Here is a 22,358-nt window from a genome sequence, read left to right as displayed (position 1 = left end):
AAATGGACTTACAGCTTAAAGATAAAGTAGTAATAGTAACCGGTGGTGCCCGCGGCATTGGTAAGGGCATAGCCGTAGCCCTTGCCGGGGAAGGTGCTATACCCTTCATCATCAGCCGTACCGAAGCGGAGAATGTAAAAACGGTAGGGGAGATAGAGCAATCCGGTGGCAAAGCGTACCATACTGTTGCTGAGCTGAGCGACCCCAAGGCCTGTGAGCGCGCCGTAGCCGAAGTAATAATGCAATGCGGCCGTATAGACGCGCTGGTGAATAACGCCGGCGAGAACGATGGAGTAGGGCTGCAAAACGGCAGCTACGAGCGCTTTATGCAATCGCTGCATAAAAACCTGGTACATTATTACCTAATTGCGCATTTTGCGTTGCCGGAGTTGATAAAATCGCAGGGAAGCATCGTTAATATCACCTCGAAGGTTGCCGATACAGGGCAGGGGGGCACATCTGCCTACGCCGCATCAAACGGCGGCCGCAACGCCATGACGCGGGAGTGGGCGGTGGAACTATTACCACACAATATCCGTGTAAACGCCGTTGCCGTAGCCGAGTGTTACACTCCCTTATACGACCGCTGGATAAAAACCCTTGATAACCCCGAAGAAAAACTGGCATCTATAACAGCCCGTATCCCGCTTGGTAACCGGATGACCACTATTGAGGAAATAGCCAATACAACGGTGTTCCTGCTGTCGCCATTATCAAGCCACACTACCGGCCAAATTACTTATGTAGATGGTGGGTATACGCATTTAGACAGGTCGTTGTAAGCTTTTTTCCGGCCTGATAACCGCAAGAGCGGCTAAGCGGTCTTTCGCTTGTTTTCATACCAGTATCTCGCCAGCACAATGGGCAGGGCCACGCAAATAATAAGGATGGCCATGCCCGTAACGGTGCCCTTAAATGTGAATTTGTTGATATCTATTTTTAGTTTGCTAACCGGTAAAACCAGTAAATTCATTATCACCCACATCAATATCCCGTAAACAAAGGCTACTACGCCGGCATTCCTGCGCAAAATTGCTTCGCGCTGATAAAAGATAAAGAAGATTAGCGTAAAAATGGCGGCAATAAGGTAATGAAAGCCCACACCAATTAATATCGAACGGTTCCCTCCCAAAAAAGCGGCTTCGCGGCCAATAGCACCGGCGGCGATGTATTGAAATACCATTTTACCCTGCCCCGCGGCAAGGATATAAACGGCGGCGAGCGCGTCAAGACTACCAGCTATCAGAGCGGCTACGATACCGGTTAGCAGCAGCCCCGGCGTGTTTTTGTTTGGCATGTATAAGGGTTGTTATAAAAGGTGCGGTAAATATGCATATTTATTACCGTATAATATTGGCCATAAACAACAAAAGCCCCCTCACACTCGCTGCTTGGGGGCTTTAACCTAAACCTTATCACAATGGTGGCAGACGCCACCAGTAATAGATACAGCGAATTTATTAAATAGTATTCGATATCACCAAGTGTTTTATGGAAGTATCATTAAATTTAACGTAATGGGCAACAGTTTTTCTTATTAGTTGTGGCGAATTTCTTATAAATGTGTTTTTATGACACATCGTGCCTTAAATGCTTACCTATATCATGTTTTAGGTGTTTAAACAGAGATTTTTGCTTGTTTTCTATCAAAAGTGCAATAGATAATACACAAGTGAAACAATGCCCTTGCCACCGGTTTTTCTACTGTGTTGATAAGTGTTTAAAGTATTTTTTAGTATATAATATCTATTGAATGCATGTAAATAATATAGATGGCGATATTGACAGGCTGTTACCGTGGTGACATTAAAATTTGCTGTTTATGCCATACATTTACCTCATGAAAAACCTCGCCGCCTTGTTACTCACCCTGTTCGCCTGCCTTAACGGCGCTTTGGCGCAAATAAGCTACCCGGATGCGGGCCTGCCCACCGATACACCGAAACTTTTTGCCCCCGGCCTGCTTACCGATGGGTTAAGCAACCGCGATCTTACCATGTCGCCCGCCGGCGATGAGCTGTTTTTTACCATCCAGCACCCCAAGTTCATCGCCAGTGTGATCGTCCGCGTGGACAAAGTAAACGGCGTTTGGGGCAAGCCGGAAGTAGCACCCTTCTCGGGCATTAACCGCGACCTGGAAGCCGCATTCTCGCCGGATGGGAAAACGCTTTACTTCAGCAGCGACCGCCCTCTTGCGGATAAAAAGCCAAAGCGTGATTTTGATATCTGGAAGGTGAGCAAAACCGCAGGCGGCCAATGGGGCGTGCCCGAAAACCTTGGTGCGGTGGTCAACAGCACCAAAAGCGAATTTTACCCCAGCGTAGCAAAAAATGGCAACCTGTATTTTACGGTAGAAGCCGCTTACGGCAAAGGCAGCGAAGATATTGTGCTGTGCCGATACACGCCTAAAGGCTACGAGGCCCCCATCAGCCTGCCCGAAGATATCAACACCAAATTTGATGAGTTTAACGCCTTTGTAGATCCTGATGAGCAATTCATCCTCTTTACCTGCCAGGGCCGTGCCGACGATATGGGCAAAGGCGACCTGTACCTTGCCCGTAAAAACGCCGCAGGCAACTGGCAGCCAGCCCAGCACCTGCCCGCCGGCATCAACAGCACCTCGCTGGATTATTGCCCCTACATAACCCCCGATAAAAAGTATCTCATTTTCACCAGCAACCGCCTCAGCAAAGGCTGGTACGATGACAAGGCAGTGGATTATAAAACGTTGAAGGCCCTGTTAAGCGAAGCCGGGAATGGGTTGGATGATGAGTATTGGGTGAAGTGGGGGTGGTGATAATATTTGAAATTTGTTATACTAGTTTAGTATATTTAAATTTTTATGCAATATGTTTATAATTAAAAGTATAGAGGTCGAAGGTTTTTGGGGTAATAGCAGCATTCAAGTAGATTTAAACCCTGATGTTAATATTTTCATCGGAAAAAACGGAAGCGGTAAAACTACTTTTATCAATTTGTTGGAGGCAACGTTAACTGGAGACGTTAATAGGTTGTCAACTTATCGCTTCAACAAAATCAAAATAAACTTAATCGAATCATCTCATAAAAGGCAGATCATTGTAGAGAGAAATGATGTCACAAACTTTATCTTGGTTAAAATTGGCACTTCAAAGTTCGAGTTTTCAATGTATGACCTTAACAACATATATCGAGCACAATTCGGTTACCAACATCCGCGTAATTATAACCAGAAATTATTAAAGGATAGGTTAGGAGAGTTATTAGGTATTACATATTTGTCCGTACATCGAAATGTTATAAAAAAAGAAACCGATATAATTCAAGACGAGCAATTGGGACAGCAAAATCCAGTTGATGCCAGATTGACTGACTTGATGAATAGATTACTCTCTTACCAATTGGAGTTGCAATCTTTCGTAAACGATTTATCTAAACAGTTTCAACGAGATATCTTGAAATTGATGTTATATAATCCAAATTATGATGTTGTAAAAATAGACTCATTTATAAGCATAGATTTCGAAAAACTAAAGCGCGGTTTAACCCAAGCGTATAAAGATTTAGGATTGTTGGACGATGAGCAAAAACAAAACATAAATCATCATTTATCAATAATTAAAAGAGCATCAGATCAAATTAATAGATACACTAATAAGGAGGCACAGGACCTGTATGTGGATGATGTTACAGCTCTAACATTGATGAAAAGATCTGAAAAAATAGTTGAACTATCCTCTGCGCTTGAATACAAAAGGAATGAAATTTTTGAGCCAATTGATAGCTATATGAGATTGATAGCTGACGATTTTATATCTAACAAAACGCTAAAATTTTCAACTGGCAAAAAACATGATTTAGTCTTTACTAATGATAACAAAGACTTCCTACCATCCCAGTTGTCATCCGGAGAAAAGCAGCTCTTGATTTTATTTACTGAGGCATTATTGCAAAAAAGAAGTAAAAGCATATTTATAGCTGATGAGCCGGAATTATCCTTACACATCTCATGGCAGCGTAAAGTGATATCAACTTTGCAATTGTTAAATCCAAATTCACAAATAATTCTTGCGACCCATTCTCCAGAAATTGTTGGGCCATTAAAGTCCAAAACTATAAATATGAAAGATATTATAATATAATGAGGGAGGATGATCTTGTGTACTCGACGGCTGCGTTAGAAGCAAAAGCGACATTTTACAATAAAGACTACACCATTTATGTTGAAGGGAAAGATGATTTATTGTTTTGGGACACCATATGTAAATACGCAAAGTTGAGTAATTATCACATTGAGGATGTTGGAGGCGAACCAATCAATTATTACAAAGAGCTTCTTACCGACGATCCAGATTTTATTGTTGCGTGTGACTTAACATATGACGAGATTAAAGGAATTAAAAATAAGTCTCCAAAACTCGTTTATACCTATGGTCACTCAATAGAAAATAGCATGTATAGGTCAATTGACCGTATTGATTCAGCAATAAAAAAATATTCAAAGGATTTGAAATCTCATAGAGAAGAAATCAAGTCAGCTATTGATGAGTTGATTGATAAAATTAAAAAACTTATAATTTACGATATTGCAAACGAGGTGTTTAATAAGTCTGTTGCTGTTATTGCAAATAATTGTGCTCGTTATTTAAAAGTAGGCTATTCATATCATCTATGTAATAATAAGATCAACGAAACGATAAATAAAATTTCTCACTTATTTGAAAAGGAAGAGTTGGAATTTTGTGAAAACAGGCTTAATAAAGTTAATAAAAGTTTGTGGTTCTATATACGTGGTCATTTTCTAACTACTTGGATATTAAAACTAATCAAATATTTGTGCGAACAATCTTCTAAGGTAAAAATCGATATTACTTATAATGCTATTTATTCAGAGTTTATTGAATGTAATAAAAGTGATAGCGATATCAAGTATCTAATAAGAAGTTTAAAGCGAGCAAAAAATAGTATTTATGTTACGTAGACTCAAGTTACCGTTCTCGCAGGCTCTCGCGATAGAGGACTCTGTGCGTTGTCACAATCAACCAACGCCAATCAAACGTATTAAAGTTCTTTGATCCGCTCTCTATTCCCACCATTCGTCAAACCTCCACTACCATTCGTCAAAACAATTTCCCCACCCAAAGCGCAAGCCATTCTTTTGAGTAAAAATCAAAGAAAATGGAAACCACGCAACGACAAACTTACCTGGACTGGCTCAGAATAATCTCCATTGCAGGTGTACTTATTTTCCACTCGGGGATGCCCTATGCAGATGATGAATGGTGGCACGTCCGCAACCACGATACCAGCCAGTTGATGGCCATGAGCAACTATTTTATGCACTTGGTGCGGATGCCTTTGCTGTTCTTTATCAGCGGTACAGTGAGCTATTATATGATGCAGCGCCGATCGGCCTGGAGTTTTATCGGGCTGCGCTTTACCCGGTTATTTATCCCGTTGGTGGTAGGCATGTTCATCATCGTGCCGCCGCAGATCTACATGGAACGCCTTACCCAGGGTTTTACAGGCAATTACTGGGATTTTTATAAAACAGTTTTCAGGTTCGAGCCTTATCCTAAAGGAAGCTTTAGCTGGCACCACCTGTGGTTCATCTGCTACCTTTTTGTGTACGACCTGGTGTTCGCGCCGGTATTTATGTGGCTCATCTCGCCAAAAAGCGCCCGTTTTAAGCAAGCGCTCCATGCGTTAGGCAAAGGCAAATGGGTATACCTGCTGGCCATCCCATCTATTGTATGGTACACCATGTTCGCCCGCAAATTCCCCGAAACGAACGATTTAACACACGATGCCTGCTTTATTGTTTACTGGCTATTGTTTTTGCTGGCGGGGTTTATCTGCATACTGCAACCCAGCCTGATGGAGAGCCTGCAGCGCAATCGCCGCTTTGCCATTGCTATCGGCTTTATCAGCCTTGTACCTATTTATTACCTATGGCTAAACCCGCCGGCTAATGGTGCCGCGTGGAGTGCTCTGCGGGGCTACAGCTTCCGGTCGTTCTCGGTAATTGTGGCCTGGAGCTGGGTGCTGGGCCTGGTGGGCTACGGCAAACAATATTTGAACAGGCCGCACCGTTCGCTGGCGTATTTAAACCAGGCAGTGTACCCCTTTTATATCCTGCATCAAACCATAATTGTTATTTTAGCCTACTACATTGTAAAAACCAACGATACGGTGATCATGAAGTATATTTATACGGTAGGGGTAACGCTGTTCTTCACCATGGGTATTTACCACTTGTTTATAAGGCCTTACGCCATAACGCGATTTTTATTTGGGATGAAGCCTTTGGAGAAGAAAGTGGAGAGGTTAGAGGTTAGTGGAACAGACGTTAGAAAGACGGAAGTGGTGGTAGCGGAAGTTAAAGAAGCGGTGCTCGTATAATTCGCTATTTTACTCACCCCGACTACGCTAACGCTGGTCGACCCTCTCTGCTTCGCAAAGAGGGTTAAAAAAAAGAAAAATGCAGCTCACCCTCTTTCCGCTTGCGGAGAGAGGGTCGGGCAGCGAAGCGTACCCGGGGTGAGTCGACTCACCGCCATGCAATAACAAATAAAAATGAATCAAGTCCTTAAAAATATATTCCCGGCGTTTTACGGGCTGCTCAACTACTTTACCATCAGGTTGCTGCAAGATACCGATTCGCACTCGCATTTTTGGGGGCGCCCCTGGCAAACCACGGCCGGAGAAATGGCCGTTAGCGTTGTGGTGGGGTACGCCACGCTTTTTGGGGTAAAGCGCATTTGCCGGTACAACGATAACAAAGCGGTAAAAAGTTCGCTCACTAAGGAGCTGCTTACAGTAATGGCACTTTCCGTGGCGGTAAATAACCTGGTGCTGGTACCCATGGCAGCCTTTACAGATGATGGACTGTCCATTAGCGACCTGGCGGAGATAAACACCATTCCGTTGTTGTACACCATTTTATATTACGGCATAGTACGCAGTCGCATTTACCTTAAAGCGTACGTTGCGCACCAACTATTGGTAGAAAAACTGACAAACGACCAGCTGGAAACCGAGCTGAAATTCCTACGGGCGCAGTACCACCCGCATTTTTTGTTCAATGCATTAAATACCATTTACTTTCAGGTAGATGATGATGTGCCGGGGGCGAAGCAGAGCATTGAACTGCTCTCAGAACTATTGCGCTACCAACTGTACGACCGGCAGCACCAGGTGAGTATTAAGCAGGAGCTGGACTACCTGCAAAACTACATCCAGCTGCAAAAAGTTCGCGCCAGCAAAAAAATGGTATTAAATGTTGATTTTGATGCCTCGCTCGCCGAACAGCAGGTTTACCCGCTGCTGTTTTTGCCGCTGGTGGAGAACGCTTTTAAATACGTGGGAGGGAAGTACGGCATCAGCATAATTGCCCAAAGTGAAGCAGGCGGCATTCTATTTACGGTAGAGAACGATCTCCCCGGGCAATACCAGCCGGATAAGGAAAACAGCGGCATCGGGATAGAAAACCTTAAACGCAGGCTGGAACTTTTGTATTCCGGCAGGCACCGCTTAACTTTAGATAAACAGGCCGATAAGTTTACCGCCACACTGCACCTTAATAACTAACATGAAACCCATCACCTGCATTATAACCGACGATGAACCCTACGCGCGCAAAGGCTTGCAGGCCTACGTGGAAAAAACCGCGTTCCTGCAATTGAAGGGGCAATGCGAAGATGCCATGGAACTTGGTGAAATGCTGAAACAGCAGCCGGTAGATCTGCTGTTCCTCGATATCCAGATGCCGCATATTACAGGTGTGGAGTTTTTACGATCGCTAAGAAACCCGCCAAAAGTAATATTTACTACCGCTTTTAAAGAGTACGCTATAGAAGGATTTGAGCTGGACGTGCTGGATTATATGCTGAAACCCATCAGCGAGGAACGGTTTAAGAAGGCCGCATACAAGGCCAAAGATTACTTTGACCTGAAGGGTACTACTGAAACACCTACTTACCTTTTTGTAAAAGCCGAGGGCAAATTGGAGAAGATAGTTTTTGATGAAGTGCTGTACCTCGAAGGCATGGAGAACTATGTTATTATCTATACAGCCCTAAAGAAGGTGATCACCCATAGCACCTTAAAAGCCCTTATTGAGAAATTACCCAAACAGGCCTTTATGCAAACCCATAAATCCTTCGTGGTATCTCTTGATAAGGTAAATAGCATCGAGGGCAATATGCTGCATATTGGGCAGCACCGTGTGCCTATTGGCAGGCAATTGAAGGATGAGGTGATGGAGCGGCTGATAAATCGGCGCTAAGCTTGTAAATACCATACCCGTAGCTTAGTTTTGGATAGATAAATCACATCCTATGGCTAACTCCCCGTCCGCTTCGCCCGAAAAACTGGTGTTTAAAACCCTGCGCGACCAGTACCTGCACTTCGGGCTGCCGGTGGATGATATAGATGAGAAAACCGATTTCTCTATCCATAACCTTAAAGATATCCACGCAACGCTGCCCTATATCTCGCAAACCTTCAGGCCGAATTTTTTTTCCTTTGTGTTTGTGAAAAACGGCTCGGGCAAATACACTACGGATGACCTGGTTTTTGATACCGTACCCGGTACCATTTACTTCACCAACCCGGGGCACTATAAATCGTACCATTGGAAACAGATGGAAGAAGTTTACCTGGTCACGCTAAGCGAATCCTTCCTGAAGGAGAACGTGCACCCGGATGTTTTTGAGGAGTTTCCATTCCTGCTGGCCGAGACCGTGCAGCCAAGGGTACTGGCCGAAGCCGAGTTTGCCGAATTTGAGCAGCTGTACCTCCAGATCAATAAAGAGTACCTGGCGGCGAGCCCGTACCGTAACCGCATTATAGGCAACCTGTTTGTGGTATTGCTGTTGAAGATAAAGGAATACTTCTGGAAGGATTATAACCCTATTTATGAAGGCAACCGCAGTTCGCAGATCGTAAAAACCTTTAAACTGAGCCTCGAAAAACACTACCGCGATCTCATCAGCCATAAAGTGGAACATGTATTTCGCGTGCAGGATTATGCGGATGAGCAGTTTCTGCATCCAAATTACCTTAGCAACGTTATCAAAATAAAAACCGGCAAACCCATCGGCACCTGGATAGCCGAGAAAACCATTGCCGAAGCAAAATCGTTGCTGCAAAATTCAGCCACCTCTATTAAAGAACTCGCCTGGATGCTGGGCTTTACCGAGGCTACCCACTTTAGTAACTACTTTAAAAAACATACCGGTACCTCACCGGTGCTGTATCGCAAGCAGCATTTAAGCAGCTCTTAACAAACGGCGCTCTACGGGTTTATTTTATTGATTTGTTCTACGCTTATCTTTAAAATTTATACCAATCTTTAATATTCGTATGTAATGCTTTGATATCTGTATTTCTGGCGTAGTGCGTTCTCCGACCTTTGTTCTATCAAATAAAACAAAGAGAAAACATGAAAACGCTATCACAAAAAGTAATCTTAGTAACCGGCGCATCAAGAGGTATTGGTGCAGCTATCGCCCACAAACTGGCTTCACAGGGGGCAAAAGTAATTGTAAACTACGCCGGCGGTAAAGACGCCGCCGCCGAAACCGTAAACAGCATTATCAGCAAAGGCGGCGAGGCCATTGCCCTGCAAGCCGATGTAAGCAAAGCCGATGAGGTAAAGGCCCTGTTTGATAATGCCATTGCCCACTATGGCCGTATTGATGTACTGGTGAACAACGCCGGTATCATGATCACCAAATTGATAAAAGATACAACCGACGAGGATTTTACCCGCCAGTTTGATATCAATGTACGCGGTACCTTCAACACCATGCGCGAGGCCGCGGCCAAACTGGCCGATAAAGGCAGCATCATCAACTTTTCATCAACCACCACCCGCGTAATGATGCCAACTTACGGCACCTACGTGGCTACCAAAGCTGCTGTTGAGCAATTAACCCGTGTATTTGCCAAAGAGGTTGGCGCAAGGGGGATCAATGTAAACTCGGTGTCTCCCGGCCCTACCAATACCGAACTGTTCACCAAAGGTAAACCACAGGAAGTTATCGACCGCCTGGCATCCCTGTCTGCCTTCAACCGCATCGGCGAGCCCGAAGATATCGCACAGGTAGTGGCCTTCCTGGCCGGAGATGAGGCTAAATGGATCAGCGCCCAAAATCTGGGCATCAATGGCGGAATGGCTTAATCTTTAGATAAAAGAGAAAAGACAAAAAGAATCAAGACAGCAAGAATTAAGAATCAAGAGAATCACCAGAATCGGTGAAATCAATAAAAAATCAGTGTAATCACAATAAATAAAAACAATCATCATGAACTCACTAAAAAACAAAGTAGCATTAATAACTGGTTCGGCCAGGGGTTTGGGTAAGGCAATTGCAGAGCGTTATGCCGCGTTAGGTGCCGATATCGTCATCAATTACTCACGCGATAAAGCCTCTGCCGACGAAGTGGTAAGTAACGTCAAAGCCATGGGTGCGAGGGTAATTTCGGTACAGGCAGATGTTAGCAAAGTGGCCGACCTGGAGCGTTTATTTGCCGAAGCAAAAGCGGCTTTTGGCAAAATAGATATCGTAGTAGCCAATGCAGGTATCGAACTGGTGGAAACCCCGGTAGTTGATTTTACCGAAGAACAGTTCGACAGGGTGTTTGGGATCAACACAAAAGGCACTTATTTTACCATGCAGCAGGCGGCAAAAAATGTGGAGGACAACGGGCGCATCATTTATATTGCCAGTAGCACCACATCGTTCCCGGTACCCGGCATGGCGGTTTACGGCGGCAGCAAAACCACGCCACGTTATTTGGTAGATATCCTTTCAAAAGAGATAGGGCACAAGGGTGTAACCGTAAACTCTATCATCCCTTTCGCGGTAGACCACTCCGGCATATTCGCCGAGGCCGACAGCTACCCAGAATTAAGGAAACAACTGCTGGATAGCTGCCCGATGGGCCGTTTAGCCGAAGTGGAAGATGTAGCCAACGCCGCCGAGTTTTTCGCCAGCGATCTGTCGTCCTTTGTGTCAGGCCAGCACCTGTTGGTAAATGGCGGCGCGACAAACTAAACGGTAAATTACAACCAGGTTTGAGCCTTCACCGGTTCAGCAAAACGGATAGCCTTTGGTTAGCCGTTTTTGTGCGTTGGAAAAAGGCACAATTGCGAAAGCAAGGAGGGAGCGGGGCCGGTAAGCTATCCGTCATACAACCACTTACTACTCACTTTTCACCACTCACTAAAGCGCCTTCTTTATCGCCCTTGCTAAAATATCCACCGCTTCCTCCAGTTCCTTTACATTCATGGATGCAAACCCCAGCCTTACAAAATTATGCCTCACAAGCGGGTCGTGGTAATGCTCGCAGCCGCTGCCTATGGTAAGGCCCATTTCGGCGGCTTTCTCGGTCACTTTCAATCGGTCGATGCCGTTTTTATACTCCATCCACACGGCAAAACCACCATTAGGGATAGTAAAGGATACATTATCGCCCAGTTTCTCCTGCAGCAGCCGGCAAAGCACATCGCGGCGTTCCTGGTAAAGTTTGTTGGCCTTTTTTAGGTGGCGGCCTATATCCCCGTTTTTAAGCAGGTTGGCCATCGCTTCTTCTAATAGCTGCTCGCCTTGCCGGTCAATTAGCCTGCGCAGTCGGGTGGCTTGCGTAATAAGGTTCTGCGGGGCTATCATAAAGCCGATACGCAGGCCCGAGGCAATAGTTTTGCAAAACGAGCCCACGTATATTACGCTGCCATAATCATCGGCACTGGCCAGCGGTAAAATAGGGCTGCTGGAGTAGTGGAAATCATAATCGTAATCATCTTCCACAATGGCAAATTTGTAGGTTTTGGCCAGTTCCAGCAGGCGCATCCGCCTTTCGGAACAGAGCGTAACCGTGGTGGGCTGGTGGTGGTGCGGTATCACAAACAGCATTCGTATGGGCTGCTTTTTGCAAATGGCCTCCACGGCATCCAGGTTAATGCCAAACTGGTCTACGGGTACCGGGGCTATTTGTGCCCCGGCCTGCTCAAAAACTTCGTTGGCCATGCTGTAGCCCGGGTCGCCCACTATTACGGTGTCGCCCTTGTTCAGCAGCACTTGCGCAATAATGTAAAGCGCCATTTGTACGCCTTTGGTAATAATGATGTTATCGGCGCTTACATGCAGTCCGCGGGTTTCCGAGAAGAATTTGGCCAGTTCTATCCGCAGGTTTTCAGAACCTTGCTCAGGGCCGTACATAAGGTATTTGGTATTGAATTTTTGCGATGCCAGGCGGCGGTATTCGCGGATCATCAGTTCCAGCGGTGCTATGCGTGTATCCGGCGAGCCGTTGTTGAACACGAGGTTACCTTCGGGCGGGGCCACAAACATATCCTGGCAAATGACACGGGTATCATCCACATCGTACAGCGTTTGGCGTGCAAAGCCAACCGGGTGCGGTGCATCTGTTAAAGCCCGTGGCGCTATATTGGGCAGATTTTTGGCTACGAAGATACCTTTGCGCGGCAAAACATCCACCCAGCTTTGGGCGTAAAGCTCGTCATAAGCCGCCACCACGGTTTTACGGTGCACATTAAGCGACTGCGCCAGTACGCGGCTACCCGGCAAGGCTACACCCGGTTTTAAAATGCCTTTGCGGATAGAGCATATCACTTCGTTGGCTACCTGCAGGTACACCGGCACCTGCAGGTTTTTGTCAATGCAAACAAGGCTTTCTAATAATTCCATCTGGACTATCTTGATTGTTATTTCTGGACTATGTGTATAGTCCACCAAGTACGTAATTTTATATCAATAAAACAAATCAGATCATGCAACTCGCCGGAAACTTCAAAGCCCCATCCGTTTTTCTCAGAATAGCCATTGCCGCAAGCTACCTTTGGGCATCAGCCGATAGGTTAGGTATTATAGGTGCCCATGGCCAGCCACATATAGGCTGGGGCGATTGGCAGCATTTTTTGGATTACAGCAAACAAGTAATGAGCTTTTTACCCGATGCATTGGTAGCGCCACTGGCTGTTATAGCAACTGCGAGCGAGGTGATCATTGGCCTGATGCTGATCATGGGGTTGTTTACACGTGTGGCTGCTGTTGCCAGTGGCCTGCTGAGCCTCAGCTTTGCGTTATCGATGGCTATTTCCTTAGGCATTAATGCACCGCTTAACTACTCGGTATTTACGCTGAGCGCCGCGAGTTTTTTACTGGCGACCGCGCCTTATTATGTTTATAGTTTGGATGCCATGAAACAGTTGCCGCTCTGCCGGCGCCTGGACTACTATGCAGGTGACCACCTGATAGATATCATCAGGTAATAACTTTATTTAATAAACAAAGGCCTCACCCCAAAGCCCTCTCCAAAGGAGAGGGGCTTTAAAAATTTTAGAACCCTCTCCTTTGGAGAGGGCAGGGTGAGGCAAAAAAACATATAAAACCACAACACAATGGAAACCAGATCGATCAATAAACCCTCTACCTTATTAGTAGTGGTAGCATTTGCTACCGTATACGTGGTATGGGGGTCCACTTACTTTTTTATACAGATGGCTCTTAACGGTATCCCGCCGATGATAATGGGTGCCATGCGTTTTGTAGCAGCCGGTATTTTGCTACTGGGCTGGTGTTACTTAAAAGGCGATAAGATATTCGATAAAGCAACCATCAAAGCATCCGGCATCAGCGGGCTGTTTACCTTGTTTGTAGCAAACGGGATAGTAATATGGGTAGAGAAATTTATCCCCAGTGCCATGGTGGCTATTATGGTATCGGCCAACCCCATCTGGTTTGTGATACTGGATAGGGCGAACTGGAAGATCAATCTGAAAAGCCGCAGCACCATTTGGGGCCTTATTATTGGCTTTAGCGGTGTGATACTGTTATTCGGCGAGGCTTTCTCCAAATCGGTTGCAGGCGGTGTAGATACACAGCACGTTGTTGGTTTGCTGCTGCTTATTGTTGGCCCGATAGCCTGGGCAGGCGGATCATTATATTCGAAAAAAACAGCGACCAACGCGCCGGTGCGTGTTAACACGGGCTGGCAAATGATGGCAGCAGGTATTGCGTTTATCCCGGCAGGGTTTATAGATAATGAGTACGCTACATTTAATATCGGCGCGGTACCTGCACAAACCTGGATGGCTGTTGCGTACCTGATATTCTTTGGATCGATAGCAGCCTTTAGCGCTTATGTTTGGCTGTTGCAGGTAAGGCCGGCTACGCAGGTAAGCACACACTCGTATGTAAACCCCGTTATAGCGGTGTTGCTGGGCGTATTTTTCGCCTCGGAAGTAATTAGTTGGATGCAGGTTGTAGGGCTTGTTATTATCCTGCTGAGCGTATTGCTGGTGAACCTGAGCAAATATTCGTTCGGCAAACCCGTGGCGATAAAACCCATTAAACCCGCGCCCGCAGAAAAGACCGAAGCTGTATTAGTGGAAAAACTTTGCGGCGTAAATTCCTGATCAGTTAGTTAATAGTGTGAAGGCCGATAGCTGTAATGGTTGTCGGTCTTTTTTATTTTACCTTGTGGTACGACAAGAGTATCAAGCCAACGATATCCCATAAAAAATGGCAGGCTATCAGCACTTTTATGTTGCGGTATTTTTGGTAAAAATAAGCGAATATAAAGCCGATGAGCATCGGACCCAAAACGTTCACGAGGGTTCCCCAGCGCATATGGGCCAGGCCGAATATTACAGAAGTGATGATCACCGGCCAATGTGTGCTCTTGAAGAAGAGCTGCAGCCTTGGCATTAAGTACCCCCTGAAAACAAATTCTTCTACTACGGCGGCGGTAACCGAAATAAATACTTTTAACGGCAAGCTAAACTGACCGATGCCAACCATGGCGTCGCTGCGTTTAAAGAGCTTAAAAACCGTTAAAAGTCCGCCAATAATATTGGTACCAATAATTAGGGTAAACAGCATACCGAATATCGACGCGAAATAAAAACCGGCGCCGTATCTTTTTTCGGACCAGAGTAAAACCGGCTGATGTTCGCGGCGCCACACGTAAACAAAAATTAGCGCCAGCCACAGCCAATATAAAAAGCGGGATATAATGAAAGATGTTGGCGACCAATCGGAAATACCGATGGCGGTGTTGATACCCCGGTTAACAAAGGAGATAATAGCGAAGAACAGCACAGTTAAAGCCATGCCCCTGATAACAATAGCGTGTTGAGGTGTTGGTTGTTCGGCGGTGAGCGGCATGTATTAAGGTTTATCGGGGGATTTGAATACCTAATATAGATAATTTATCGTAAAAAATCACCTTGTTCGGGCTTGTTCGGGCTGTTCGCACCCCATGCCGAACGCGAACAAGTCTAAAAAAGCAGGCATTGGTGGTGATAAAATACCTATAGCCATTAATTTGTTCGCTTCCCCATCAACCCATCATTAAACTTCAGCAATAAATTAAACAGATCCTCATACTCGTTCAGGGGCAGGGTGGCGCTGATGTCATAAATATCGTGATAGGCCTTTATCCCGCCAAGGGTGTACATAAAAAACGCAGGTACGCCCTTCTCGCTGAAAAAGTAATGGTCGCTGTTGGCGGCTTTGCCGCGGGAGTTCACTTTTACCAGGTAATTGCCCTTTTCGTTCACCTGTTTCAGCAGGGCAAATTCAGCAGGGAAAACCGAAGCGTTTACCACCGTGATACCGTCTATGCCGGTACCTTCCAGATCGAGATTCGTGAGAAAGCGGATGTTTTTTAAGTCGATAAGCGGATGCTCGGTAAAATACTTGGAGCCAAGCAAACCCGCTTCTTCTCCCGCAAAAAATATAAAGGCCATAGTGTAGGGCTGCGGATGTTCGCCGTAATATTTGGCCAGGCTAAGCACCTGCGTTACGCCGCTGGCATTATCATTGGCCCCCGGGAAATAGGTTTTGCTGCCCATGCCGCCGAGGTGGTCGTAATGTGCGGTGAATACGATGATAGAATCGGGTTTGGAGGTGCCTTTTACCACACCGCAAATATTGCCGGTTTTAAAATTAGGATTGAACTTGTTTTCTATATCCACCTTGATGGTTTGCGGCAGGGTGTTTTGCAGTTTTTTGTCCAGTTGGATAACCGTATAATCCAATACCGTTTGCTCTGCCGACCAGGTGAGCTTATTCTCCAGCGTAACGATGATTCGGTTCGCCTGGTCGATAAAATGGGTGCTGTCCTGCTGCGTTAGATTGCCTTCGCCTTTTACGCCTTTGCTATCCGGTGTAACCAAAAAATCTTTGCCGGGCACAAGCAGTACGCCGTTTATCGCTACCTCCACCTTGCCGGGGAAGGTATTTACGGAGTAGCTGAACTCCTGCAGGTAGCTTTTGCCGCCCATGGGTTTTACGCCGTATCTTTTTAGCTGGGCACTGATGAAATCCGCCGCTTTGCCCATCCCATTGTTGGTGTAGCCGCGACCCCAAAAATATTTGGAGGTAAGCGTATCCACCATTTTGCGGGCGAATTTGATGTCCTGTGCCTGGGTGAATTGGGTTGCGAGTAGGAATAAGGTTAGGAGTTTGAGTTTCATAAGTGCTTAGGTTAAGGAAATGGGTTATGCTTTGCTGTTCTTAACAGTGCAGCCGGTTAACTATACCGGCATCGTCGGGTCAACCTTCTCCGTAACTTTCTTATAGATGGAAAAGCCCCCGTATGCGTAAACCACAGCAATAAATATATACACCCAAACCGAGATATTGCGCCCGGCAAATATCAAATAGGAATAGGGGATACTGAAACATACACAGGCGATGAGCAGCTGCGTCATAAATGGTTTTTTGTTGCGCATGTTTTTGATCACCCAACCCAGGAAGAAGAAGAATAGCGGCTTGCTTACTAAATAAAGAATGGCAAGCAGTAAAGGATTTACATCATGCTCTTCGCCGAGACTGAAAAGCCAATCCTTAAATATGTTGAAATATTCTATCATTGGATGCAAGGTAGGATTTTCTTGTTAATCTGCCACCAACAAAAAACGCCGGACATTAGCCCGGCGTTCCATCATAATTATAAGACCCGTATTTAATCCGCTTTCAAGCCATACTTTTCGCTGAATTTGCGGTACAGTTGCTTGTGCAGATTATCCAGGTTGATGCTGCGGCCTTGTATGTAGGCTGTTTCTACCTTCAGGGTGATCATATCCAACGCGTCGCCGGCGGAGATGAAAAGGGTGGCATCCTTACCGACTTCGAGAGAGCCGGTAGTTTTATTGATGCCCAAAATTTTAGCGTTGTTCAGGGTGATCATGGATACGGCCTGCTCTTTGGTTAAGCCGTAGCCAACAGCCTGACCCGCCTCGAAAGGCAGGTTACGCTGGCGCCAAAAGCCGGTGCCGGTTAAGCCGTACAATACACCTGCATCCTGCAATATTTTTGGCATTTTGTAGGGCAGGTACACATCGTCCTCATCCTTGTCGGGCAAGGTTTGGGTTTCGCGGAGGATAACGGGTACGTTGTTATCTTTCAACGTTTCGGTAACCAAATAAGCTTCCTTGCCGCCAACAATTACGGCCTGTACGCCAAAAGTTTTGGCAAAGGCCACCGCCTGCATAATTTGCTTGGCTGCATCGGCATTAATAAATAGTTTTTTGCTGCCGCTGAACAACCCCTTCATAGCCTCGAAACGGAGGTTAGCTATAGCAGGTTTGGCGCCTTCATTGTAAGCTTTTGCTTCGGTAAAAAGGCGGGTAAGGGCGTCAATAGCTTTCTGCGCGCGTTCAGCAGGAGTTTCGGCACCCGGGGCGGCAGGGCCCCTGCGGCGACCGGCTGATGAGGACGGCCAGTTCAAATGAATAGCTATATCGGTTTTGTAAGCAGCATCTTCCCAGTTCCAGGCATCAAGCTGTACAACGGATGATTCGCCCGGGATAAGGCCACCGCTTGGTACGGGTTGGGCCAGTAAAATACCGTTGCTGCGTACCGTTGGTATTACTTTACTATCAGTATTATACGCGATGATAGAGCGCACATGCGGATTCAGTTCGCCGGTTTCTTCATCATCCACCGTGCCGCGCGCGCCGGATTCTACCTCTATCAAGCCCAGCGTGGTCATGGGGGCGATAAAGCCGGGATAAATTTGCTTACCGGAAGCGTTAACTACTTCGTAACCTGTTGCAGGGCCGGTGCCTTCGCCAATGGCGGTAATTTTGCCTTTATCGAAGGCGATGTAACCGTTATTGATCACCTGCCCGTTACCCACATGGATGGTGGCACCGGTGATGATAACGGGTTTGCTTTGCGCTTTGGCCGGCGATATATTGGCCTGCGCAAAGGCGAGGGTAGTGCCAAGCAATAATCCCCCTATGCTTAAAATTGTTCTTTTCATGGTTATTGTCATTTGGGATTATCGTATTTTGCTTGCTGCCTGTTTTGCGGCGCGCTCTTTTTCCATTTCGGTGTACTCATCGGCTACCACAAAGTTTTCTTCTTCCAAAGTTTCGCACTGGTAGGAGCGTGGCCTGCGCGGCCCGCCCGGCTTTTGGGTGTTTTGGCCGGCGTTTTTCAGCTCCAGCATTTTTTGGATAATGCGTGCCGCATCGGTTTTAACCGCCTTTTGTTTTTCTGCATCCTGCGAGTAATCCCAATATAAAATACCATCTACAAAGGTTTTCTCCGCAACTGCGTAAATACTCAACGGGTTGGCCGACCATACCACAATATCCGCATCCTTGCCTGCTTTTATACTGCCAATGCGATTATCTACGTGCATCATTTTAGCCGGATTAAGGGTGACAAGTTTCAAAGCATCTTCCTGGCTCATGTTGCCGTAGGTTACCGCTTTACCGGCTTCCTGGTTTAGGCGGCGCGCCATTTCTTCATCATCCGAGTTAAAGCCGGTTACCAAACCAACTTCGTGCATCAGCTTGCCGTTGTATGGGATAGCTTCGGCAACTTCGTTTTTGTAGGCCCACCAATCGCTGAAGGTTGAGCCGGCAATGTTATGCGCCTTCATTTTATCGGCCACTTTGTAACCCTCCAAAATATGGGTAAAAGTGTTGATCTTGAAACCAATCGAATCGGCAACGTGCATCAGCATATTAATTTCTGACTGTACGTAGGAGTGGCAGGTAATAAAGCGCTTGCCGTCCAATATCTCTACCAAAGCGTCCAGCTCCAGGTCGCGGCGCACGGTATTGCCTTTTACGGCACGCGCAGCTTTATATTCTTTGGCGCGGGTAAAGGCATCTATATAAACCTCCTCTACACCCATACGTGTTTGCGGGAAACGCAGTACTGAGCCTGGCGTAATGTTATTATTACTGCCTTTGACGTTCTCGCCCAGGGCGAATTTGATAAAACCATCAGAGCCCTCAAACTTAATTTCCTCGGGCAATAAACCCCAGCGGTGTTTGATCAATTGGGTTTGACCGCCAATAGCATTTGCCGAGCCGTGCAGGATATGCGAGGTTGTTACCCCACCTGCCAGCTGTCGATAAATGTTGATGTCTTCTGCATCTATCACATCGGCAATGCGCACTTCTGAGGTTACGGATTGTGTACCCTCGTTGATACCGCCGGTGCCTGCAATGTGCGAGTGCTCATCCACAATACCCGCGGTAATATTTTTCCCTGTTGCATCTATCACCTTAGCGGTGCCTGCTGCCAGGTTTTTACCAACAGCTTTTATTTTGCCATTCTCTAACAATACATCGGTGTTTTGCAGGATGCCATCTTTTTCGTTGGTCCAAACGGTGCCGTTTTTAAGTAATACGGTCTCAGCCTTGGGTAATTCTGTATAGCCAAAAGGTGCGAAAGGATAAATAACCGGGCCTACCGCTAAATTTGGTTTAGTAGTTGGCTTTGGTGTTTGCCCTACAGGTGCAGCACCAGTATAGGTAGCGCTAAACCCTGTAGAACTTCCATCCGGCAATATAGCGTTGCCGCGAATAGTAATTGGCGATACCGATGAGATATGTCCCGCTAAGCGGATCACGCCCGCCGGTTTGGCCTTATAGTTAAAATAGATGCTGACATCATCGCCGGTGCGGGTGATGGTGCCTTTTACTTTTACGCTATCGATACCGGTACGTTCGATGTTTACATCATAAGTGCCCGGGGTACCGCCTATCTTAAGAGAAGTATTGGCAAAGCCGTCGCCGGTTAAAGTATAGGTGCCACGAAGGTCGGACACATCCATTTTTGATACCACATACTGGCGGCCTTCTACCCAGTTCTCGTAGATCACGTTCTCGGCTTTAAACAGGCTGTCGGAAGTGATGATAAAGCTGGCCATTTTGCCTTTCGCCAGGGTACCCACTTTGTCGCCCACACCCAGCATTTCGGCGGGGATGGTGGTTAATGCGTTCAATGCTTGTTTCTCGGTAAGGCCGTAACTGATGGCACTGCGCAGGTTGGTCCAAAAGTCTTTAGCACTGGCAATACCATAAGAAGTAAGCGCGAATTTGATGCCTGCTTTTTCCAGTGCGCCGGGGTTGGTAGGGGCAAGCTCCCAGGCTTTTAATTGCTCATAGCTTACGTTACGGGCATCCAGCGGGTCCTCGATATCATAAGGTGCCGGGAAGTTTAGCGGAACAATCAGCGTGCTGCCGGTTGCTTTTACAGCGGCAATACGCTGGTATTCCAGTCCGTCGGTTTTCAGGATGTATTGTTTACCGAACTCTTTGGCGATTTTCACCGCACGCAGGATGGATTGCGGGTCGCTCACCTCAAAGATCTGCGGAAGCGCCTGGGTACGGTTAAATTCATCCAGCGAAATATTGTACTCGGTTTTTTGAGTTTTGTACCATGCCGCATCCAGGTAGGTTTGGCGCAACAAGGCTATGCTGCCCATTAGCGAGGATGGATAGTTGGTAGCAGCGGTACCCTTACTGAAGGAGTAATGCGCTGCAGCCTGGTCGTTCAGCATCACGAAATTATCGCGTTCATCGGCGAGGCTTACCACTACGGATGTACCGCGGGCAATACCATCATGTATCAATGATTGTACGGTGCCGAAGCCATTCTTTTTCAAAGTTTCAGCTGCATCAGCATTTACATGGAAAAGGTTTTTGGCGTTTATTTCGGGGCGAATGGCTTCGTTCCAGCCGAATGCGCCGGGCTTGGTAGATACATATACACGCGGGCCGCCGAAACCACCACCACCGGCTGTACGGGGCGCATCGGGGATGCCGTAGGTGGTGTAAGCATCAACTAAGCCGGGGTAAATAAATTTGCCCTTCAGGTCGATAGTAACATAGCCTTTTGGCACGGTTACCTGAGCGCCAACGGCCTCTATTACGCGGTCGTTAATCAGCAGGGTAGCCTTGCTGATGGTTTGGTCGGCATTTACTACAATGGTGGCGTTGGTAAACGCATATTTCCCGGGTCGGATATCCCAGCTGCCGTTCACCGGGAAGGTTTCCTGGGCGCGGCATAATTGAAATATCAGCAGGAAAAAACAAAAAAGTAAAGGTTTTTTCATTTGATGTGATTGTTTACTGCTAAACTATTAAATTTTCGTTTGGCTATTACCGGTTAAGGCAAAATCATACAATTGTTACATCTTTGTTAGGAGAGAGGAGGGGAGCAGTGTGGCTATTTGACTCACCCCGACGACGCTTCGCTGGTCGAATCTCTCTGCTTCGCAAAGAGGGTTGAGAAAAATAAAACTCTTTACCCTCTTTGCCGCAGGTAGAGAGGGGCGGGCAGCGAAGCGAACCCGGGGTGAGTCAAATAACAGAGCGGACAAGATGACTAAATCACAAACGGGAATACAATGCGGATATTAATTTTAGGCGCCACAGGCCGCACCGGCAAAATACTCCTCCAAGAGGCGATTGCTCAGGGCTACGAGGTGAATGTTTTGCTGCGCGATAAAAGCAAACTGAATATAAGCCACCCCACACTTCGGGTATTTGAAGGCCTGCCTACTGATAAGCCCCTGTTGGCAGCCGCCATGGCCGGGTGCGAAGCCATCCTGAGCGCCTTAAATATCTCCCGTACTTCCGACTTCCCCTGGGCCAAACTGCGCACACCCGCTAATTTTCTTTCCGAAACTGCTGAATGTATCATCGAACTGGCCCCTCTTCATAACATTAACAGGGTTATCCTCACCTCGGCCTGGGGCACGAGGGATACCCGCGAAGACATCCCCTGGTGGTTTAAATGGATAATTGATAATAGTAACGTAGGCATGGCTTACCGCGACCACGAACGGCAGGAGGAATTGTTCTCTGCATCAACCTTAAACTATACCATTTTGCGGCCGGCAGGGCTTATCAATTCAACAAAAAGCAAAACGGTTATTGTTAGTCTTAATAACCAACCCAAACCCCACCTTACCATCAGCCGCAGCAATGTGGCCAAATTTATGGTGCATGTACTGCAGGATGATCTTCTTTTGCGCCAGATGCCGGTGATATCAGTCTGATAATATTTATCAGACTGTTGATGAACCACCGC

20 protein-coding genes are annotated in these 22,358 nt (G+C 46.6%); 13 read left to right on the top strand and 7 right to left on the bottom strand.

The window, feature by feature from the left end:
* Positions 1–2 precede the first annotated feature (2 nt).
* The gene (locus IDJ77_RS03605) at positions 3–782 is read left to right on the top strand and encodes an SDR family oxidoreductase (RefSeq protein WP_191187565.1); all 780 of its coding nucleotides are present in this window, start codon (positions 3–5) and stop codon (positions 780–782) included.
* A gap of 32 nt (positions 783–814) precedes the next feature.
* Here IDJ77_RS03605 and IDJ77_RS03600 read toward each other — a convergent pair whose 3' ends face one another.
* The gene (locus IDJ77_RS03600; RefSeq protein ID WP_191187564.1) at positions 815–1,297 is read right to left on the bottom strand and encodes a hypothetical protein; all 483 of its coding nucleotides are present in this window, start codon (positions 1,295–1,297) and stop codon (positions 815–817) included.
* Positions 1,298–1,822: 525 nt separating this feature from the next.
* On the opposite strand from IDJ77_RS03600, the gene IDJ77_RS03595 reads away from it, so the two are divergent.
* The 9 genes from IDJ77_RS03595 to IDJ77_RS03555 all read left to right on the top strand — a co-directional run bounded on the left by IDJ77_RS03595 (position 1,823) and on the right by IDJ77_RS03555 (position 11,042).
* A complete protein-coding gene (locus IDJ77_RS03595; RefSeq protein ID WP_191187563.1) occupies positions 1,823–2,797 on the top strand; it encodes a TolB-like translocation protein in 975 nt (324 codons plus the stop codon).
* A gap of 52 nt (positions 2,798–2,849) precedes the next feature.
* Complete coding sequence (locus IDJ77_RS03590) at positions 2,850–4,121, top strand: AAA family ATPase (RefSeq protein WP_191187562.1); 1,272 nt, start codon at positions 2,850–2,852, stop codon at positions 4,119–4,121.
* On the top strand, positions 4,121–4,960 hold the full coding sequence (locus IDJ77_RS03585) for a DUF4435 domain-containing protein (protein ID WP_191187561.1): 840 nt from the start codon (positions 4,121–4,123) through the stop codon (positions 4,958–4,960). The genes IDJ77_RS03590 and IDJ77_RS03585 overlap by 1 nt, the downstream gene beginning before the upstream one ends.
* Before the next feature lie 197 nt (positions 4,961–5,157).
* Positions 5,158–6,381 carry an acyltransferase family protein gene (locus IDJ77_RS03580; protein WP_191187560.1) on the top strand — a complete coding sequence of 408 codons (1,224 nt, stop codon included), beginning with the start codon at positions 5,158–5,160 and terminating at the stop codon, positions 6,379–6,381.
* 174 nt (positions 6,382–6,555) lie between these two features.
* Positions 6,556–7,569 (top strand): sensor histidine kinase, encoded by a 1,014-nt coding sequence (locus tag IDJ77_RS03575; RefSeq protein ID WP_191187559.1) that lies wholly within the window; start codon positions 6,556–6,558, stop codon positions 7,567–7,569.
* A 1-nt stretch (position 7,570) separates the two neighbouring features.
* The gene (locus IDJ77_RS03570; RefSeq protein WP_191187558.1) at positions 7,571–8,266 is read left to right on the top strand and encodes a LytR/AlgR family response regulator transcription factor; all 696 of its coding nucleotides are present in this window, start codon (positions 7,571–7,573) and stop codon (positions 8,264–8,266) included.
* Between the two features lie 52 nt (positions 8,267–8,318).
* Positions 8,319–9,266 carry a helix-turn-helix domain-containing protein gene (locus IDJ77_RS03565; RefSeq protein ID WP_191187557.1) on the top strand — a complete coding sequence of 316 codons (948 nt, stop codon included), beginning with the start codon at positions 8,319–8,321 and terminating at the stop codon, positions 9,264–9,266.
* 158 nt (positions 9,267–9,424) lie between these two features.
* Positions 9,425–10,165 (top strand): SDR family oxidoreductase, encoded by a 741-nt coding sequence (locus IDJ77_RS03560; protein ID WP_191187556.1) that lies wholly within the window; start codon positions 9,425–9,427, stop codon positions 10,163–10,165.
* 124 nt (positions 10,166–10,289) lie between these two features.
* Positions 10,290–11,042, top strand: a complete 753-nt coding sequence (locus IDJ77_RS03555) for an SDR family NAD(P)-dependent oxidoreductase (protein WP_191187555.1) — start codon at positions 10,290–10,292, stop codon at positions 11,040–11,042.
* Between the two features lie 168 nt (positions 11,043–11,210).
* Here IDJ77_RS03555 and pdxR read toward each other — a convergent pair whose 3' ends face one another.
* The gene (gene pdxR, locus IDJ77_RS03550; RefSeq protein ID WP_191187554.1) at positions 11,211–12,695 is read right to left on the bottom strand and encodes a MocR-like pyridoxine biosynthesis transcription factor PdxR; all 1,485 of its coding nucleotides are present in this window, start codon (positions 12,693–12,695) and stop codon (positions 11,211–11,213) included.
* Between the two features lie 83 nt (positions 12,696–12,778).
* Here pdxR and IDJ77_RS03545 point away from each other — a divergent pair, with 83 nt between their 5' ends.
* Entirely contained in the window at positions 12,779–13,279 is a 501-nt protein-coding gene (locus IDJ77_RS03545; protein WP_191187553.1) for a DoxX family membrane protein, read from the top strand.
* A gap of 129 nt (positions 13,280–13,408) precedes the next feature.
* Positions 13,409–14,425, top strand: coding sequence for an EamA family transporter (locus IDJ77_RS03540; protein ID WP_191187552.1), 1,017 nt, complete (start codon positions 13,409–13,411; stop codon positions 14,423–14,425).
* A gap of 52 nt (positions 14,426–14,477) precedes the next feature.
* Here the strand turns inward: IDJ77_RS03540 and IDJ77_RS03535 are convergent, their stop codons facing one another.
* From IDJ77_RS03535 to IDJ77_RS03515, 5 genes are all read right to left on the bottom strand, one after another.
* Positions 14,478–15,176 carry a CPBP family intramembrane glutamic endopeptidase gene (locus tag IDJ77_RS03535; protein WP_191187551.1) on the bottom strand — a complete coding sequence of 233 codons (699 nt, stop codon included), beginning with the start codon at positions 15,174–15,176 and terminating at the stop codon, positions 14,478–14,480.
* Between the two features lie 155 nt (positions 15,177–15,331).
* Complete coding sequence (locus IDJ77_RS03530) at positions 15,332–16,489, bottom strand: M28 family metallopeptidase (RefSeq protein ID WP_191187550.1); 1,158 nt, start codon at positions 16,487–16,489, stop codon at positions 15,332–15,334.
* A gap of 60 nt (positions 16,490–16,549) precedes the next feature.
* Complete coding sequence (locus tag IDJ77_RS03525) at positions 16,550–16,888, bottom strand: hypothetical protein (RefSeq protein WP_191187549.1); 339 nt, start codon at positions 16,886–16,888, stop codon at positions 16,550–16,552.
* A gap of 92 nt (positions 16,889–16,980) precedes the next feature.
* A complete protein-coding gene (locus IDJ77_RS03520) occupies positions 16,981–18,282 on the bottom strand; it encodes an amidohydrolase family protein (protein WP_191187548.1) in 1,302 nt (433 codons plus the stop codon).
* An 18-nt stretch (positions 18,283–18,300) separates the two neighbouring features.
* On the bottom strand, positions 18,301–21,378 hold the full coding sequence (locus IDJ77_RS03515; protein WP_191187547.1) for an amidohydrolase family protein: 3,078 nt from the start codon (positions 21,376–21,378) through the stop codon (positions 18,301–18,303).
* A gap of 294 nt (positions 21,379–21,672) precedes the next feature.
* Here IDJ77_RS03515 and IDJ77_RS03510 point away from each other — a divergent pair, with 294 nt between their 5' ends.
* A complete protein-coding gene (locus IDJ77_RS03510; protein WP_191187546.1) occupies positions 21,673–22,326 on the top strand; it encodes an NAD(P)-dependent oxidoreductase in 654 nt (217 codons plus the stop codon).
* Positions 22,327–22,358: the final 32 nt, after the last annotated feature.

It is taken from the genome of Mucilaginibacter pankratovii (assembly GCF_014773265.1).
Taxonomy (GTDB): Bacteria; Bacteroidota; Bacteroidia; order Sphingobacteriales; family Sphingobacteriaceae; genus Mucilaginibacter; species Mucilaginibacter pankratovii.
The sequence above is the reverse complement of the archived record's forward strand: the minus strand, read 5'-3'. Positions and strand labels throughout refer to the sequence as shown.

Bases quoted from the DNA above. Each gene is read 5' to 3' on its own strand.
- IDJ77_RS03520 (WP_191187548.1), bottom strand. From the start codon at position 18,282: ATGAAAAGAACAATTTTAAGCATAGGGGGATTATTGCTTGGCACTACC.
- IDJ77_RS03535 (WP_191187551.1), bottom strand. From the start codon at position 15,176: ATGCCGCTCACCGCCGAACAACCAACACCTCAACACGCTATTGTTATC.
- IDJ77_RS03510 (WP_191187546.1), top strand. From the start codon at position 21,673: ATGCGGATATTAATTTTAGGCGCCACAGGCCGCACCGGCAAAATACTC.
- IDJ77_RS03580 (WP_191187560.1), top strand. From the start codon at position 5,158: ATGGAAACCACGCAACGACAAACTTACCTGGACTGGCTCAGAATAATC.
- IDJ77_RS03570 (WP_191187558.1), top strand. From the start codon at position 7,571: ATGAAACCCATCACCTGCATTATAACCGACGATGAACCCTACGCGCGC.
- pdxR (WP_191187554.1), bottom strand. From the start codon at position 12,695: ATGGAATTATTAGAAAGCCTTGTTTGCATTGACAAAAACCTGCAGGTG.
- IDJ77_RS03515 (WP_191187547.1), bottom strand. From the start codon at position 21,378: ATGAAAAAACCTTTACTTTTTTGTTTTTTCCTGCTGATATTTCAATTA.
- IDJ77_RS03605 (WP_191187565.1), top strand. From the start codon at position 3: ATGGACTTACAGCTTAAAGATAAAGTAGTAATAGTAACCGGTGGTGCC.
- IDJ77_RS03525 (WP_191187549.1), bottom strand. From the start codon at position 16,888: ATGATAGAATATTTCAACATATTTAAGGATTGGCTTTTCAGTCTCGGC.
- IDJ77_RS03595 (WP_191187563.1), top strand. From the start codon at position 1,823: ATGCCATACATTTACCTCATGAAAAACCTCGCCGCCTTGTTACTCACC.
- IDJ77_RS03545 (WP_191187553.1), top strand. From the start codon at position 12,779: ATGCAACTCGCCGGAAACTTCAAAGCCCCATCCGTTTTTCTCAGAATA.
- IDJ77_RS03590 (WP_191187562.1), top strand. From the start codon at position 2,850: ATGTTTATAATTAAAAGTATAGAGGTCGAAGGTTTTTGGGGTAATAGC.
- IDJ77_RS03555 (WP_191187555.1), top strand. From the start codon at position 10,290: ATGAACTCACTAAAAAACAAAGTAGCATTAATAACTGGTTCGGCCAGG.
- IDJ77_RS03565 (WP_191187557.1), top strand. From the start codon at position 8,319: ATGGCTAACTCCCCGTCCGCTTCGCCCGAAAAACTGGTGTTTAAAACC.
- IDJ77_RS03600 (WP_191187564.1), bottom strand. From the start codon at position 1,297: ATGCCAAACAAAAACACGCCGGGGCTGCTGCTAACCGGTATCGTAGCC.
- IDJ77_RS03530 (WP_191187550.1), bottom strand. From the start codon at position 16,489: ATGAAACTCAAACTCCTAACCTTATTCCTACTCGCAACCCAATTCACC.
- IDJ77_RS03560 (WP_191187556.1), top strand. From the start codon at position 9,425: ATGAAAACGCTATCACAAAAAGTAATCTTAGTAACCGGCGCATCAAGA.
- IDJ77_RS03585 (WP_191187561.1), top strand. From the start codon at position 4,121: ATGAGGGAGGATGATCTTGTGTACTCGACGGCTGCGTTAGAAGCAAAA.
- IDJ77_RS03540 (WP_191187552.1), top strand. From the start codon at position 13,409: ATGGAAACCAGATCGATCAATAAACCCTCTACCTTATTAGTAGTGGTA.
- IDJ77_RS03575 (WP_191187559.1), top strand. From the start codon at position 6,556: ATGAATCAAGTCCTTAAAAATATATTCCCGGCGTTTTACGGGCTGCTC.